The 13,804-nt window shown below is 68.2% G+C and carries 12 protein-coding genes; 8 read left to right on the top strand and 4 right to left on the bottom strand.

Annotated elements, in window-relative coordinates; genetic code table 11:
• Nucleotides 1-39 precede the first annotated feature (39 nt).
• Together dapD and dapC are read right to left on the bottom strand one after the other, a co-directional pair.
• The gene (gene dapD / locus UC35_RS22560) at nucleotides 40-864 is read right to left on the bottom strand and encodes a 2,3,4,5-tetrahydropyridine-2,6-dicarboxylate N-succinyltransferase (protein ID WP_061503541.1); all 825 of its coding nucleotides are present in this window, start codon (nucleotides 862-864) and stop codon (nucleotides 40-42) included.
• 5 nt (nucleotides 865-869) lie between these two features.
• The gene (gene dapC, locus UC35_RS22555) at nucleotides 870-2,072 is read right to left on the bottom strand and encodes a succinyldiaminopimelate transaminase (RefSeq protein ID WP_061503540.1); all 1,203 of its coding nucleotides are present in this window, start codon (nucleotides 2,070-2,072) and stop codon (nucleotides 870-872) included.
• A 216-nt stretch (nucleotides 2,073-2,288) separates the two neighbouring features.
• On the opposite strand from dapC, the gene UC35_RS22550 reads away from it, so the two are divergent.
• Both UC35_RS22550 and UC35_RS23365 read left to right on the top strand, forming a co-directional pair.
• Nucleotides 2,289-2,747, top strand: coding sequence for a hypothetical protein (locus UC35_RS22550; RefSeq protein WP_227820412.1), 459 nt, complete (start codon nucleotides 2,289-2,291; stop codon nucleotides 2,745-2,747).
• A 10-nt stretch (nucleotides 2,748-2,757) separates the two neighbouring features.
• Nucleotides 2,758-3,129: an energy transducer TonB gene (locus UC35_RS23365; RefSeq protein ID WP_082793449.1), complete on the top strand. Its 372-nt coding sequence runs from the start codon at nucleotides 2,758-2,760 to the stop codon at nucleotides 3,127-3,129.
• A 64-nt stretch (nucleotides 3,130-3,193) separates the two neighbouring features.
• Here the strand turns inward: UC35_RS23365 and UC35_RS22540 are convergent, their stop codons facing one another.
• A complete protein-coding gene (locus tag UC35_RS22540; protein ID WP_061503538.1) occupies nucleotides 3,194-3,967 on the bottom strand; it encodes a distant relative of cell wall-associated hydrolase in 774 nt (257 codons plus the stop codon).
• A 303-nt stretch (nucleotides 3,968-4,270) separates the two neighbouring features.
• Between UC35_RS22540 and UC35_RS22535 the strand changes: the two genes are divergently transcribed.
• The 4 genes from UC35_RS22535 (at nucleotide 4,271) to ligA (ending at nucleotide 11,703) form a co-directional block, all read left to right on the top strand.
• Nucleotides 4,271-4,543, top strand: coding sequence for a hypothetical protein (locus tag UC35_RS22535; RefSeq protein ID WP_061503537.1), 273 nt, complete (start codon nucleotides 4,271-4,273; stop codon nucleotides 4,541-4,543).
• A 383-nt stretch (nucleotides 4,544-4,926) separates the two neighbouring features.
• Entirely contained in the window at nucleotides 4,927-8,442 is a 3,516-nt protein-coding gene (gene smc / locus UC35_RS22530; RefSeq protein ID WP_061503536.1) for a chromosome segregation protein SMC, read from the top strand.
• Nucleotides 8,443-8,605: 163 nt separating this feature from the next.
• Complete coding sequence (locus tag UC35_RS22525) at nucleotides 8,606-9,625, top strand: hypothetical protein (RefSeq protein ID WP_061503535.1); 1,020 nt, start codon at nucleotides 8,606-8,608, stop codon at nucleotides 9,623-9,625.
• Between the two features lie 17 nt (nucleotides 9,626-9,642).
• Nucleotides 9,643-11,703, top strand: a complete 2,061-nt coding sequence (ligA, locus tag UC35_RS22520; RefSeq protein WP_061503534.1) for an NAD-dependent DNA ligase LigA — start codon at nucleotides 9,643-9,645, stop codon at nucleotides 11,701-11,703.
• Here the strand turns inward: ligA and UC35_RS22515 are convergent.
• Nucleotides 11,700-12,110, bottom strand: coding sequence for a YbaN family protein (locus UC35_RS22515; RefSeq protein ID WP_061503533.1), 411 nt, complete (start codon nucleotides 12,108-12,110; stop codon nucleotides 11,700-11,702). The genes ligA and UC35_RS22515 overlap by 4 nt on opposite strands.
• Before the next feature lie 122 nt (nucleotides 12,111-12,232).
• Here UC35_RS22515 and def point away from each other — a divergent pair, with 122 nt between their 5' ends.
• Together def and UC35_RS22505 are read left to right on the top strand one after the other, a co-directional pair.
• Nucleotides 12,233-12,772 carry a peptide deformylase gene (gene def / locus UC35_RS22510; protein WP_061503532.1) on the top strand — a complete coding sequence of 180 codons (540 nt, stop codon included), beginning with the start codon at nucleotides 12,233-12,235 and terminating at the stop codon, nucleotides 12,770-12,772.
• Nucleotides 12,773-12,827: 55 nt separating this feature from the next.
• Nucleotides 12,828-13,760 carry a hypothetical protein gene (locus tag UC35_RS22505; RefSeq protein WP_061503531.1) on the top strand — a complete coding sequence of 311 codons (933 nt, stop codon included), beginning with the start codon at nucleotides 12,828-12,830 and terminating at the stop codon, nucleotides 13,758-13,760.
• The last annotated feature ends 44 nt before the right edge of the window (nucleotides 13,761-13,804 follow it).

The following is a 13,804-nucleotide window of genomic DNA, read 5'->3' as shown; positions in this document are numbered from 1 at the left end:
GGTTCTGCTCCGTCTGTACTACTTTGAGGCTTGGTTCATTCAATCGCGCAGGAGGTCGTTCAGGCTGGTCTTGGCCCGGGTCTGCGCGTCCACCCGTTTCACGATCACCGCACAGTACAGGCTGTACTTGCCGTCGGCGCTCGGGAGGTTCCCGGAGACGACCACCGAACCGGCCGGAATGCGGCCATACGTCACCGTGCCGGTGGCCCGGTCGTAGATCTTGGTGCTCTGGCCGATGTACACGCCCATGGAGACCACCGAGTTCTCCTCGACGATCACGCCCTCGACGATCTCCGAGCGCGCGCCGATGAAGCAGTTGTCCTCGATGATGGTCGGGCCGGCCTGCACCGGCTCCAGCACGCCGCCGATGCCCACGCCGCCCGAGAGGTGCACGTTCTTGCCGATCTGCGCGCAGGAGCCGACGGTGGCCCAGGTGTCGACCATGGTGTTCTCATCGACGTAGGCGCCGATGTTCACGTAGCTGGGCATCAGGATGGCGCCCTTGGCGATGTAGCTGCCGCGGCGGGCCACGGCCGGCGGAACCACGCGCACGCCGGTGGCGGCCAGCTGCTCGGGCGAGAGGTGGGCGAACTTGGTCGGTACCTTGTCGTAGAAGCCGAGGTCGCCGGCGCGGACGATCTCGTTGTCGCGCAGGCGGAACGACAACAGCACCGCCTTCTTGATCCACTGGTGCACCGTCCACTGGCCCACGCCCTGGCGCGTGGCGACCCGCAGCCGGCCCTTGTTCAACTCGGCGATCACGTGTTCCACCGCGTCTTTGACCTCGGCGGAAGCGGAGACGGCGTTGATCTGCGCGCGGTTTTCCCACGCGGTGTCGATGATCTGCTGGAGCTGTTGGGTCATGGGGATCAGTCTTTTCTGTTCTGGACGAATTGCACGATGCGCTGCGCGGCCTCGAGGCACTCGGCGGTGTCGGCGACCAGCGCCATCCGCACGCGGCCGGCGCCGGGATTGACGCCGCCGGCCTCGCGGGCCAGGTAGCTGCCCGGCAGGACGGTCACATTGTATTGAGCCAGCAGTTGACGAGCGAACTCGGTGTCGCTTCCACGCACACCGGCCCACAGGTAGAAGCTGGCATCGGGCAGGCGCACGTCCAGCACCGTTTCCAGCAGCGGCGTCACCTCGGCGAACTTGCGGCGGTATTGCTCGCGGTTGTCGACCACGTGCGCCTCGTCGTTCCAGGCCGCGGTGCTGGCCGCCTGCACGATCGGGCTCATCGCGCTGCCGTGGTAGGTGCGATAGAGCAGGAACTGCTTCAGGATCTGCGCATCGCCGGCCACGAAGCCGCTGCGCATGCCCGGCACGTTGCTGCGCTTGGACAGGCTGGTGAAGGCCACCAGCTTGCGGAAATCCGTGCGGCCCAGCTTCGCGGCGGCTTCCAGGCCGCCCAAGGGGGGCTCGTCGCGGAAGTAGATCTCGCTGTAACACTCGTCGGAGGCGATCACGAAGCCGTGCCGGTCCTGCAGCGCGAACAGCTTCTCCCATTCGGCCAGCGGCATCACCGCGCCGGTGGGGTTGCCCGGCGAGCAGACGTAGATCAGCTGGGTGCGGGCCCAGACGGATTCGGGCACGCTGTCCCAATCGACCGCGAAGTTGCGCGCCGGGTCGCTGGGCCCGTAATGGGGCTGCGCCCCCGCCAGCAGGGCCGCGCCCTCGTAGATCTGATAGAACGGATTGGGGCAGACCACCACGGCCGGCCGGGTGGGGTCGATCACGGTCTGCGCGAAGGCGAACAGCGCCTCGCGCGAGCCGTTGACCGGCAGCACCTGCGTGGCCGGATCGAGTGTCAAGTCGTAACGGCGCTTCACCCAGCCGGCGCAGGCTTCGCGCAGCTGCGGCGTGCCGGCGGTGGGCGGGTAACCGGACAGGTCGCTGCCCGGCACCTCCATCGCGGCGGCCAGCGCCTGCTTGATGAAGGCCGGCGTCGGGTGCTTGGGTTCGCCGATGCCCAGGCTGATGGGACGGTACGCGGGGTTGGGCGTGACGCCGGCGAACAGTTGCCGCAGCCGCTCGAAGGGGTAGGGCTGCAGGCGTGAGAGCAGGGGATTCATCCGGGAATTATCCTTTCAGCCCCGGTGCGCCCTCGGACCCGGACACCGATGCCTGGGCGTGCGCAGCTTGCTCGGTTGACACGTTCATGGTGCGGTACACCTTCGCGATACTAAAGGTGCATCTTCGATAAACTGGTAGAGAAAATCGCTACGAGATTCCGATCTCGCCCGCCACAGTGCGCGCCACAAGCATGTGCTTGGGCCTCGAGGATCTCTATGAAGATCTCCCTTCCTGCGAAGCGCACCGCGCGAATCGCGAAGATCGCCGCGCTGTCCATCGCCGCCGGGGCGCTGACCGGCTGCTACGTGGTACCCCTGCAGCCCGCGACAGCGCCTTCCGGCGCAGTGGTGCTGCCCCCTGCGCCACCGCAGCCTCTGACCTTTAGCGCGCGCCTTTACCCGGCCAACGACCTGGCCAGCGGCTACGGCATGGTGGCTGCGGTGGTCACCAACGACCTCAATGGGCGCGGGCACTTCTCCACAGCCATCAACGGGGAAAGTTTCACCGGCGAGGCGACGCGCGTGGCCGGCTCCTCGCGCGACGGCGTCGCCAATGGCGCCGGCAACCGGGGAAGCTTCCTGAACTGCCGCTACACGATGAACTCGGCGACACTGGGAACCGGCACCTGCCGCCATTCGAACGGCGCGGCATTCACAATGCATATCGGGAACTAGGAACAAAAATATGAAGGCACCGTTTTCTGCATCTCTTCCCATTCTTTTCGGCGCGATCGCGATATCCGGCTGCGCGTCAGCGCCGTCAAGCCAGGAGTGGCCGAAGACGGTCGTCAGGATCGAAGACGTTCGTCCCATCAAGCCGATGCGCCTGAGCGTTCACTACAAGATTCGGGATGGCGCGCCGTCCGGAACCACGATGGTCAAGCTCCATGTCGACAAGAATGGGCAAACCAGGAACGTGGCGCTCCTGGAAAGCAGTGGGAAACCGAATCTTGACGAGGCAGTCATCAACTCGGCATGGGGCGGAACGTTCCAGCCCTACCTCGTCAATGGCGAACCGACGGAAGTCACCGTGGTGGTTCCTTTCCACCTGAAGTAGTCCCTCTCCCCAGACCCTTGGCGTGGCCTGGCCACGCCCGGCTGCCAGGACAGTGCGAAGGGAGCTAGCTGCGCGAGGCAGAGTCCAGCAGCCGCTCGTACTTCAGGTGCCCGACGTAGTTGAGCGTCTGGTTGCTGCGCACGGAGGGCACGTCGCCTTCGCGCATGTGCAGCAGGTCGGCCGGGCTGAGCAGCCGGGGGTCGGCCGTCGTCAGCGGCAGGCCGGCCCGCCGGTAGGCCTCCAGCACGAACTGCGAGCAGAAGAAGCGGTCGCTGCGGCCCAGGCCCAGCTGGATCGCGCCGACGCCCTGCAGGCAGAAGTCGCGCACCAGCGAGGGCGTGAGCGGCAGCTCGCACAAGCGGCGTTCGATCGAGAACGGCGCCTGCAGCAGCACGCCGACATAGTTGTACTTCTGGCCGACGGTTTCGGCGACGAAGTCCTGCATCTTCTGCACGTGGTCGGGCCGCACGCCCGGATGCCGGAAGGCGACCACCGTCGATTCCTCGTCGAGAAATTGCTGCATGCGGCGCCGGCGGATGCCTTCACCGACGGCTTCGGCCACCTGCGAGTCGCCGACGTACAGCGAGGCATGGCTGACCGCCGACAGCGTCAGCAGGCGAATGCCCAGCGAAGTCGTGCCGTTGGCCGCGGACAGCAGGATGTCACCGGGCATGAGTGCGCCGGCATCGATGTCCAGCGCGCCGCTGGGCGGCTTCAGTCCGGGGTTCTGCACCTGTAGTCGCGGCGGGGCAGCCGGCGCATCGTTCTCGTAGAAGCGGGTGGCGCAGCCGGCCAGGGCCAGCGGGGCAGCGGCGATCAGTCGGCGGCGGCTCAGCATCGGGTGATTCTAGGCAGAGCTCTGCGGCAAGGTCACCCGGGCTTGCCAGTGCTGGCGCCGGTCCTTCCCCTTCGGGGGAGCGAGAGACACTCAGGTCGCGAGGATCAGGCGTGCGCAGCTCATCCACCAGGCACGCCGGGGTGCCCGCGCCCATGATGGCCTTGCGTTTCATCTGTTGCTGCGGATCGGCGTGGCAGCGCGCCACATCTCAGGCAGTATGGGAAGGCCGTCCAATTCAGCTACATGCATTCGGGATTGGGGCAATTGCCTGCTGGGGTCGGCACCCACACAAGGAGAAACGCCATGATCGACAAGGCCCAGGCTGAGCTCGCCAAGAGTTTGTTCGAACAAACGAGAGCCGCGGCGCTGCAGGCTCACGATGCGTGGGACATGGTCATGAAGGCCCAGAAGACCATGATGGACTCGATGCGCGGCATGGGGCCGCCATTCGCGATGGCCGCCGACCAGTACGACAAGCTGATGGACTTCCATTCCAAGCAGTACAAGGCGGCCCTGGACTTCATGAACAAGATGTCCACCGAGTACCAGCAGATGCTGTCGCAGGGCAAGAAATAGCCGCGAAGCCGCCGCGCGGCGGTCAATAGACCGTCAGGCCGTGGCGGCGGAACTGGCCGCGCACGCGTGCGTCAGTGCAACTCGATCGAAGCGACGGCGCGCAAGGCATATTCCAGCTCTGGGGCTTGGGCCAGCCCGCGCGGGTAGAAATGGCCGCGCCAGGGGCGGGTAGCGCCAGCCCGGGACGCCGATGCGGACCGTGCCCGCCACGAAGCCGGTTCCGCCGCATAGAAAGAGAAAGTTCGCGCGGGCGGCTCGGTTACGGGTGGTTTCGGCCATAGTTCACACCCGGGGCGTCTGGCTCGGCAGGAGGGCAAACTGCTCGGGTAACATCTGGCGTCCACGGCGCTTGCCGGCCGAAAAACGACGTTTCCCAGGATTCCGTGCGTCTCAATTCCATCAAGCTATCCGGGTTCAAGTCCTTCGCCGAACCCACCAACTTCATGTTGCCGGGCCAGCTGGTGGGCGTGGTCGGGCCCAACGGCTGCGGCAAGTCCAACATCATGGACGCGGTGCGCTGGGTGCTGGGCGAGTCTCGCGCCAGCGAGTTGCGCGGCGAGTCCATGCAGGACGTGATCTTCAACGGCACGACCAGCCGCAAGCCCTCATCCCGTTCGTCGGTGGAACTGGTGTTCGACAACGCCGACCACCGCGCCGGCGGCCAGTGGTCGCAGTTCACGGAAATCGCCGTCAAGCGCGTGCTGACGCGCGACGGCACCTCCAGCTACTTCATCAACAACCAGCCGGTCCGCCGGCGCGACGTGCAGGACGTGTTCCTGGGCACCGGCCTGGGGCCGCGGGCCTACGCCATCATCGGCCAGGGCACCATCAGCCGCATCATCGAATCCAAGCCGGAGGAACTGCGCCTGTTCCTGGAGGAGGCCGCGGGCGTCTCCAAGTACAAGGAACGCCGGCGCGAGACCGAAAACCGCCTGTCCGACACGCGGGAGAACCTGACGCGGGTCGAGGACATTCTGCGCGAACTCAACGCCAACCTCGAGAAGCTGGAGAAGCAGGCCGAAGTCGCGCAGCAGTACAACGCGCTGCAGTCCGACGCCACCCTGAAGCAGCACCAGCTGTGGTTCCTCAAGCGCGGCGAGAGCGAAGCCGACCAGGCGCGGATCAACGCCGAGGCCCAGAAAGCGGTCAACGACCTGGAATCGCGCGTGGCCGACCTGCGGCGCGTCGAGTCCGACCTGGAAACCATCCGCCAGGCCCACTATGCCGCCGGCGACCAGGTGAACCAGGCGCAAGGCTCGCTCTACGAAGCCAGCGCCGAAGTCGGCCGGCTGGAAGCCGAGATCCGCTTCGTGGTCGAGGGCCGCCAGCGGGTCGAGCAGCGGCTGCAGCAGCTCAAGGAGCAGACCGCCCAGTGGGCCGGACGCAAGGACGAGGCGCTGGCCGAAGTCGAAACCCTGGCCGGACAAGCGGTCGAAGCCGAAGAAAAGTCCACCCTGCTGGCCGCGCAGGTCGAGGAGCAGGGGCTGCAGCTGCCTGACCTCGAGGAGTCGCTGCGCCAGGCGCAGCAGAAGTCCAGCGAGCAGCGCGGCAACGTCGCGCAGGTGCAGCAGCAGATCCAGGTGCTGGCGGCCGACCAGCGCAACATCGAGGAGCAGTCGCGCCAGCTGACGCAGCGGCGCGAGCGCCTGACGGCTGACAAGAATGCCTTGGCAGCGCCCGACGAGGCGCGGCTGGCCAACCTCAGGACCCAGCTGGAATCGGCGCAGGAGGCGGCCGAGACCGCCGACGCCCGCCTGCACGAGTTGCAGGAGCAGGTGCCGCAGCTGGACGAAGACCGGCGCGACAAGCAGCAGGCGGTCAACAGCGAGAGCCACAAGCAGGCCGACCTGTCGGCCCGCATGGAAGCGCTCAAGGCGCTGCAGGAAAAGGTCCGGACCGACGGCAAGCTCAAGCCCTGGCTGGCCAAGCACGGGCTCGACGGCCTGCAGGGCCTGTGGAGCCGCATCCACATCGAGCAGGGTTGGGAGAGCGCGCTGGAAGCGGCGTTGCGCGAACGGCTCAACGCGCTCGAGGTCTCGCGCCTGGACATGGTGCGCGCCTTTGCCGGCGATGCGCCGCCGGCCAAGCTGTCTTTCTACAGCCCGCCCCAGGCTGCGGTGCCGGAAGCGGCCGGCGTGCTGCCGCGCCTGGCGGACCTGCTGCGCCTGAACGACGCCGGGCAGAAAGCCTTGCTGGCCGGCTGGCTGCACGGCTGCTACACGGCGCCAAGCTTCGAGGAAGCCCTGGCGGCGCGCGACAAGCTCGCCGCCGGCGAGGTCATCTACGTCAAGAGCGGCCACGCGGTCACCGCGCACAGCGTCAGCTTTTATGCCCAGGATTCCGAGCAGGCCGGCCTGCTCGCGCGGGCGCAGGAAATCGAGAACCTCGAGAAGCAGCTGCGTGCCCAGGCGCTGATCGCCGAGGAAGCCCGGGGCGCGCTGGTGCGCGCCGAGGCCGCCTACAGCGATGCCTCGCAGCGCCTGGTCGGCGCGCGCCGCGAGGCCGCCGAGACGCGCGACCGCGCGCACGAATTGCAGGTCGAGACCCTGCGCCTGACGCAGCTGGCCGAGCAGACCCGGGCGCGCAGCGAGCAGATCGCCGGCGACCTGGCCGAGGTCGATGCCCAGCTCGAGCAGCTGCAGGAGCGCCGCGTCACCGCCGAGGGTCGCTTCGAGGAGCTGGACATGCAGCTGGCCGACAGCCAGGAGCGGCATGCGCAGCTGGACGAGCGCGTGATCGAGGCCGAGCGCAAGCTGGCCGAGGCGCGCGAGCAGCACCGGGGCCTGGAGCGCCAGGCGCAGGAAGCGCAGTTCGCGCAACGGGCGCTGGAAGCGCGCCGGGCCGAACTGCAGCGCGCCATCGAAACCGCGCAGCAGCAGGCGGCTTCCATCGCCGAGGAAGAGTCGCGCGCCAAGGACGAACTTTCGCGCCTGACCGATGCCGCGGCGCAGGCCGGGCTGCAGTCGGCGCTGGAGCTCAAATCCGAGCGCGAGCAGGTGCTCGGCGCCCGCCGAAGCGAATACGACGACCTCACCGCCAAGCTGCGCGCCAGCGACGAGCGGCGCCTGCAGCTGGAGCGCGAGCTCGACCCGCTGCGCCAGCGCATCACCGACTACCAGCTCAAGGAACAGGCAGCCCGCCTGGGCTTCGAGCAGTACGCGCAGCTGCTGGCCGACGCGCAGGCCGACCTGGAAGCGGTGGCGAAGTCAATCGAAGAAGGCAAGGTGCGGCTGGCCGGCCTGCAAAACGAGATCGACCGCCTGCATCGCGAGATCGCGGCGCTGGGTGCGGTGAACCTGGCCGCGCTGGAGGAACTGGGCACCGCGCGCGAGCGCAAGCAGTTCCTGGATGCCCAGTCGGCCGACTTGAACGAGGCCATGGTCACGCTGGAAGATGCCATCCGCAAGATCGACGGCGAAACCCGCGAGCTGCTGGGCAGCACCTTCGCCACCGTCAACGAGCATTTCGGCCGCATGTTCCCCGAGCTGTTCGGTGGCGGCAACGCCAAGCTGGTGATGACCGGCGACGAGATCCTGGATTCCGGCGTGCAGGTCATGGCGCAGCCCCCGGGCAAGAAGAACCAGACCATCCACCTGCTGTCCGGCGGCGAAAAGGCGCTCACCGCCATCGCGCTGGTGTTCGCCATCTTCCAGCTGAATCCGGCGCCGTTCTGCCTGCTGGACGAGGTGGACGCGCCGCTGGACGACGCCAACACCGAGCGCTACGCCAAGCTGGTGACCGCCATGAGCCGGGAAACCCAGTTCCTGTTCATCAGCCACAACAAGATCGCCATGGAGATGGCCGAACAACTGATCGGCGTCACCATGCAGGAGCAGGGCGTCTCCCGCATCGTGGCGGTGGACATGGAATCGGCCGTGTCGATGGCGCAGGCTGCATGAGCGTCGCCGGGCCGCCCCCCTGCATGAATGCCCCCGTGGGGCTGAGCGCTGCGGCTCCGAGCCTGCCTGCGCAGGCTCGGACAGCGCGAAGAGTCGCTGCTTGCAGCAGCGACGCGGCCTGCAAGGCAAGCGCAGTACACGGAGTGACAAGCGTGGGGGCTCAATGAGCAGCTTTACGCTCGGCGTGGCCATGTTGGGCGGGCTGGTGCTCGCCTCGCTGGTGGCCTGGAATACCTGGACTTCGCGCCGCAGCGCGCCGCGCCAGCCCGAACTGCCCAGTGCTCCACTGGAACCGATCGAGCCCGGACTGAGGCAGGAACCCACGCTGGATTCCGAGCCGACGCTTCCTGGCCCCGAACGCAAGCCCGGCCTGGACGCGCTGATCGATGCGATCGCCCCGATCCACGTCGAGGCGCCGGTGTCGGGTGATGCGGCCATCGCCGCGCTGCCGCCTACACGCCGCGCCGGCAGCAAGCCCTTTGCGATCGAGGGCCGCAACGAAGCCACCGGCCTGTGGGAAACGCCGCAGGCGGGCCAGCGCTACACCGCATTTCAGGCCGGCGTGCAACTGGCCAACCGGAACGGGCAGCTGAACGAGATTGAGTACTCCGAATTCGTGGTCAAGGCCCAGGCCTTTGCCGATGCGGTGAACGGCTCGCCAGACTTCCCCGAAATGCTGAGCGAAGTGGCCCGCGCCCGCGAACTCGACCAGTTTGCCGGCGACCACGATGCGCAACTGAGCTTCACGCTGCGCGCGCGCCAGACGGCCTGGAGTCCCGGCTATGTGAACCAGAGCGCGGCGCGCCACGGTTTCGTGCCCGGCGTCATCCCCGGCCGGCTGGTACTGCCCGCGAGCATGCCCGGTTCGCCGCCCGTGCTGGTGCTGAGTTTCGACACCCAGGCGGCGATGGCGGACGATCCCGCCCAATCGGCGCTGCGCGAACTGACGCTCAGCCTGGACGTGCCCCAGGTGCACCGCAGCGAGCAGCCTTTCGTGCGCATGCGCGACTGCGCCATCGCCTTCGCCGCCTCCATGGAGGGCACCATCACCGACGACAATGGCGACGTGATCCGTGCCGAGGGATTGGACGTGATCGGCGCCGACCTCGAAAAGCTGTACGACGTGCTCGAAGCGCGCGACCTGGCGGCCGGATCGCCCCAGGCGCGGCGGCTTTTCTCTTGATTTCGTAACTCGGGAACATGGTTTCGGCCAAAGTCCAGGAACGCGTGGATGCGCTGCGCGAGCTGCTGCATCATCATGCGCACCGCTACTACGTGCTCGACGCGCCGGAGATCCCGGACGCCGAGTACGACAAGCTGTTTCGCGAGCTGCAGGCGCTGGAAGCCGAGCATCCCGGCCTGCTGACACCGGACTCGCCGACCCAGCGCGTCGGCGGTGCCGTGCTCGACGGCTTCGCCAAGGTGCGCCATCAGGTGCCCATGCTGTCCATCCGCACCGAGACCGACATCGAGGCCAGCGGCGCGCGCAACTTCGACGCCCGGGTGCGCCGCGAGCTGGGCTACAAGGATGGCGAGCCGCCCCTGGAGTACGTGGCCGAACTCAAGTTCGACGGCCTGGCGATCAACCTGCGCTACGAGCAGGGCGTGCTGGTGCAGGCGGCGACGCGCGGCGACGGCGCCATCGGCGAGGACGTCACCCAGAACATCCGCACCATCGGCCAGATCCCGCTGCGCCTGCCCAAGGACGCGCCGCCCGTGCTGGAGGTGCGCGGCGAGGTCTACATCCGGCGCGACGACTTCGAGCGGCTGAACGAATTGCAGCGCGAGAAGATCGCCAAGGGCGCGAAGAACGAGAAGACCTTCGTCAATCCGCGCAACGCCGCGGCCGGTGCCGTGCGCCAGCTCGACCCCGGCATCGCGCGGCAGCGGCCGCTCAGTTTCTTCGCCTATGGCTGGGGCGAGGTGTCGCCGCCCGAGGCGGGCGGGCCGGCCTTCAGCACGCAGTACGAGGCGCTGCTCACGCTGCAGTCCTGGGGGTTCCCGGTGTCGACGCGCACGCAGGTCGCGACCGGCGCCGACGACCTGGTGGCCTTTCACCGGGCCGTGGGAGGCGAGCGCGACAGCCTGCCCTTCGACATCGACGGGGTGGTCTACAAGGTCAACAGCCTGGCGCTGCAGCAGCGGCTGGGCTTCGTCAGCCGCGAGCCGCGCTGGGCGGTGGCGCACAAGTACCCGGCGCAGGAGCAGGTCACGACGGTGCAGGCCATCGACGTGTATGTCGGGCGCACCGGCAAGCTGACGCCGGTCGCGCGCCTGGAGCCGGTGTTCGTGGGCGGCGTGACGGTGACCAACGCCACGCTGCACAACGAGGACGAGGCCCGGCGCAAGGACGTGCGCGTGGGCGACACGGTGATCGTGCGGCGCGCCGGCGACGTGATCCCGGAGGTGGTGGCCGTGGTGCCGGAAAAGCGGGCACCGGGGGCCGCCCCGTTCACCATGCCGGCCACCTGCCCGGTGTGCGGCTCGGCCGCCGTGCGCGAAGAGGGCGAGGCGGACCACCGCTGCACGGGGGGCTTGTTCTGCGGCGCCCAGCGCAAGCAGGCGATCCTGCATTTCGCGCAGCGCCGCGCCCTGGACATCGAGGGCCTGGGCGAGAAGCTGGTGGACCAGCTGGTGGACGGCAACGTGATCAAGACCCTGCCCGACCTCTACCGCCTGGGCCTGGTCGGCCTCACGGCGTTGGAGCGCATGGGGGACAAGTCGGCGCAGAACGTGCTGGCGGCACTGGAGAAATCGAAGCAGACCACGCTGCCGCGGTTCCTGTTCGGGCTGGGCATCCGGCACGTGGGCGAATCGACGGCCCGCGACCTGGCGCGGCACTTCGGCCGGCTGGATGACATCATGGCCGCCTCGGTGGAGCACTTGCTCGAGGTGCCCGACGTGGGGCCGGTCGTGGCCGAGAGCATCCACACTTTTTTCCAGCAGGCGCACAACCGCGAGGTGGTGGAGCAGTTGCGCGCCTGCGGCCTGGGCTGGGAAGAGGGCGAGCCGGTGGCGCGCGCGTCCAAGCCCCTGAGCGGCAAGACCGTGGTGCTGACCGGCACCCTGCCCACGCTCACGCGCGACGAGGCCAAGGACCTGCTGGAAACGGCCGGCGCCAAGGTCGCCGGATCCGTCAGCAAGAAGACCGACTACGTGATCGCCGGCACCGAGGCCGGCAGCAAGCTGGACAAGGCGCGCGAACTCGGTGTGACGGTACTGGACGAGGAAGGCCTGCAGCGCCTGCTGCGCGGCGGCTAGGCCGGCGGATGCTCCGGCCGGCGCCACAGCCAGGCCCCCACACAGGCCATGGTGCCGATGGACAAAGCCGCGGGCCAGCGCAGGCCCACCGTGGCCAGGATGATCAGCGCGCTGGCCGACATCGCCAGGCTGGCGGCCCACTTGGCCGGCCGCCGCACCACGCCACCTTGCCGCCACTCCCGGATGTAGCGGCCGAACCGGGGATGCCCCTCGAGCCAGGCCGACAGGCGCGGTGAACTGCGCGCGGCCGCCCAGGCCGCCAGCAGCACGAAGGGCACGGTGGGCAGCACCGGCACGAAGATGCCGACGATGCCGACCGCCAGCGAGAGCACGGCCAGCAGGACCAATGCCCAGCGCACCGGCACTGCGGCGGCGGCCGTGGCGCGGGCGAGGTGATGTCTGCGCATGGCTGGATTGTGCCTGCGGCGCGCACCCGGATTGGGCCCATGCCTGCCGTCGGCAATCTCCGTCGCATCAACGCCGAGGTGCTCGCGTTCAAGGGCTGATCGGGACGGCGTATGCTTGCGCGATGGCCGTTCACGAAATCCTGAAGATGGGCGACGAGCGACTGCTGCGAGTCGCCAAGCCCGTAAAGAAGTTCGACACCCCCGAGATCCACCGTCTGGTGGCCGACATGTTCGAGACCATGGCCGCAGCCAACGGCGCCGGGCTGGCAGCGCCGCAGATCGGCGTGGACCTGCAACTGGTGATCTTCGGCAGCGATGCGGTGAACCCGCGCTATCCCGATGCGCCGACGGTGCCGCGAACGGTGCTGATCAATCCGGAGATCACCCCGATCGGCGGCGAGGAAGAAGAGGACTGGGAAGGCTGCCTGTCGGTGCCGGGCCTGCGCGGCGTGGTCCCGCGCTGGAAGAAGATCCGCTACACCGGTTTCGATCCCCGGGGCGAGCGGATCGACCGCACCGTCTCCGGCTTCCATGCCCGCGTGGTGCAGCACGAGTGCGATCACCTGCTGGGCAAGCTGTATCCGATGCGCATACGCGATTTCACGCGCTTCGGGTTCACCGAGGTTCTGTTCCCTGGCATGGACGCGGGAGACGACGACTGATATCGGGCCCGGGGACGGAGGCTTCCACCATCAAGCTCTTCGGTATGCTTGGCGCATGCCGCGTGTCGTCTATCTCTCCTGGCCCGTCAGCGAAATCGCCGGCGGCATCAAGGTCGCCTTCCAGCATGTGGAGATGCTGAATGAGGGCGGCATCGAAGCCGTGGTTGCCAGCGCCGAAGGGGAGCGGCCGGCATGGTTCCAGACCTCGGCGCCGGTGATCCGCTTCGATGCGATCGCCGACGATGACGTGCTGGTGTTTCCCGAGAACAACGCGCAGTTCCTCGCCATGTTCGCGAGCCGCCGCCAGCCCAAGGTGGTGTTCTGTCAGAACCCCTTCCTGGTGCACCAGGGGCTCGCGGGGCGGCTATCGTATGCCGAGTATGGGGTGAGCTTCATCATGGCGCCCAGCCACTCGGTGCTGCAGTTCTGCACCGACCGGTTCCCGGGGATGAAGCTGGCCTATACGCCGTTCTGCATCGACGAATCGCGCTTCGTGTTCACGCGGCAGAAGACGCTGCAGATCGCCTGCGCGCCGCGCAAGCGCATGATGGAAACTGGCGCCATCATGGACCTGCTTCGCGCCGCGCACCCCGACCTGCGCGACGTGCCCTGGGTCTACATGCACGGCGCCACCGAGGCCCAGGTGGCCGAGGCGATGGCCGGTTCGGCCGTGTTCCTCTCGCTGGCGCGCCTGGAGGCCCACGGCATGACGGCGCTGGAAGCCATGGCTGCCGGCTGCATCGTGGCCGGCTTCACCGGGCTGGCGGGCGGCACCGATTCGGCGACCGTGCGCAATGGCCTATGGGCGCAGGAGGACGACGTGCCCGGCTGCGTGGCGCAGCTCGCGCGTGCGGTGCGTCTGGCGCGTGACGGCGGCCTGGCGTATCGCGTGATGATCGAAGAGGGCCGGCGCACCGCGCACGAGTACCGGCGCGAGGAAGCGGTGCGGCTGCTGCTGGGGTTCTGGCGGTCGGCCCTGGGCAAGTGAGCCCGCTCGCGGCACGTGGACCGCGCGAAACAACGTGCAGAGCG

Origin of the sequence: Ramlibacter tataouinensis (genome assembly GCF_001580455.1) — a bacterium.
Lineage (GTDB): Bacteria > Pseudomonadota > Gammaproteobacteria > Burkholderiales > Burkholderiaceae_C > Ramlibacter > Ramlibacter tataouinensis_B.
This window is presented reverse-complemented; position numbering and strand designations above follow the sequence as displayed.

What these genes read in the sequence shown, in the direction of transcription:
- UC35_RS22550 (WP_227820412.1), top strand. Translation starts at nt 2,289, where the DNA reads ATGAAGATCTCCCTTCCTGCGAAGCGCACCGCGCGAATCGCGAAGATC.
- def (WP_061503532.1), top strand. Translation starts at nt 12,233, where the DNA reads ATGGCCGTTCACGAAATCCTGAAGATGGGCGACGAGCGACTGCTGCGA.
- ligA (WP_061503534.1), top strand. Translation starts at nt 9,643, where the DNA reads ATGGTTTCGGCCAAAGTCCAGGAACGCGTGGATGCGCTGCGCGAGCTG.
- dapC (WP_061503540.1), bottom strand. Translation starts at nt 2,072, where the DNA reads ATGAATCCCCTGCTCTCACGCCTGCAGCCCTACCCCTTCGAGCGGCTG.
- UC35_RS22525 (WP_061503535.1), top strand. Translation starts at nt 8,606, where the DNA reads ATGAGCAGCTTTACGCTCGGCGTGGCCATGTTGGGCGGGCTGGTGCTC.
- UC35_RS23365 (WP_082793449.1), top strand. Translation starts at nt 2,758, where the DNA reads ATGAAGGCACCGTTTTCTGCATCTCTTCCCATTCTTTTCGGCGCGATC.
- UC35_RS22540 (WP_061503538.1), bottom strand. Translation starts at nt 3,967, where the DNA reads ATGCTGAGCCGCCGCCGACTGATCGCCGCTGCCCCGCTGGCCCTGGCC.
- UC35_RS22515 (WP_061503533.1), bottom strand. Translation starts at nt 12,110, where the DNA reads ATGCGCAGACATCACCTCGCCCGCGCCACGGCCGCCGCCGCAGTGCCG.
- dapD (WP_061503541.1), bottom strand. Translation starts at nt 864, where the DNA reads ATGACCCAACAGCTCCAGCAGATCATCGACACCGCGTGGGAAAACCGC.
- UC35_RS22535 (WP_061503537.1), top strand. Translation starts at nt 4,271, where the DNA reads ATGATCGACAAGGCCCAGGCTGAGCTCGCCAAGAGTTTGTTCGAACAA.
- UC35_RS22505 (WP_061503531.1), top strand. Translation starts at nt 12,828, where the DNA reads ATGCCGCGTGTCGTCTATCTCTCCTGGCCCGTCAGCGAAATCGCCGGC.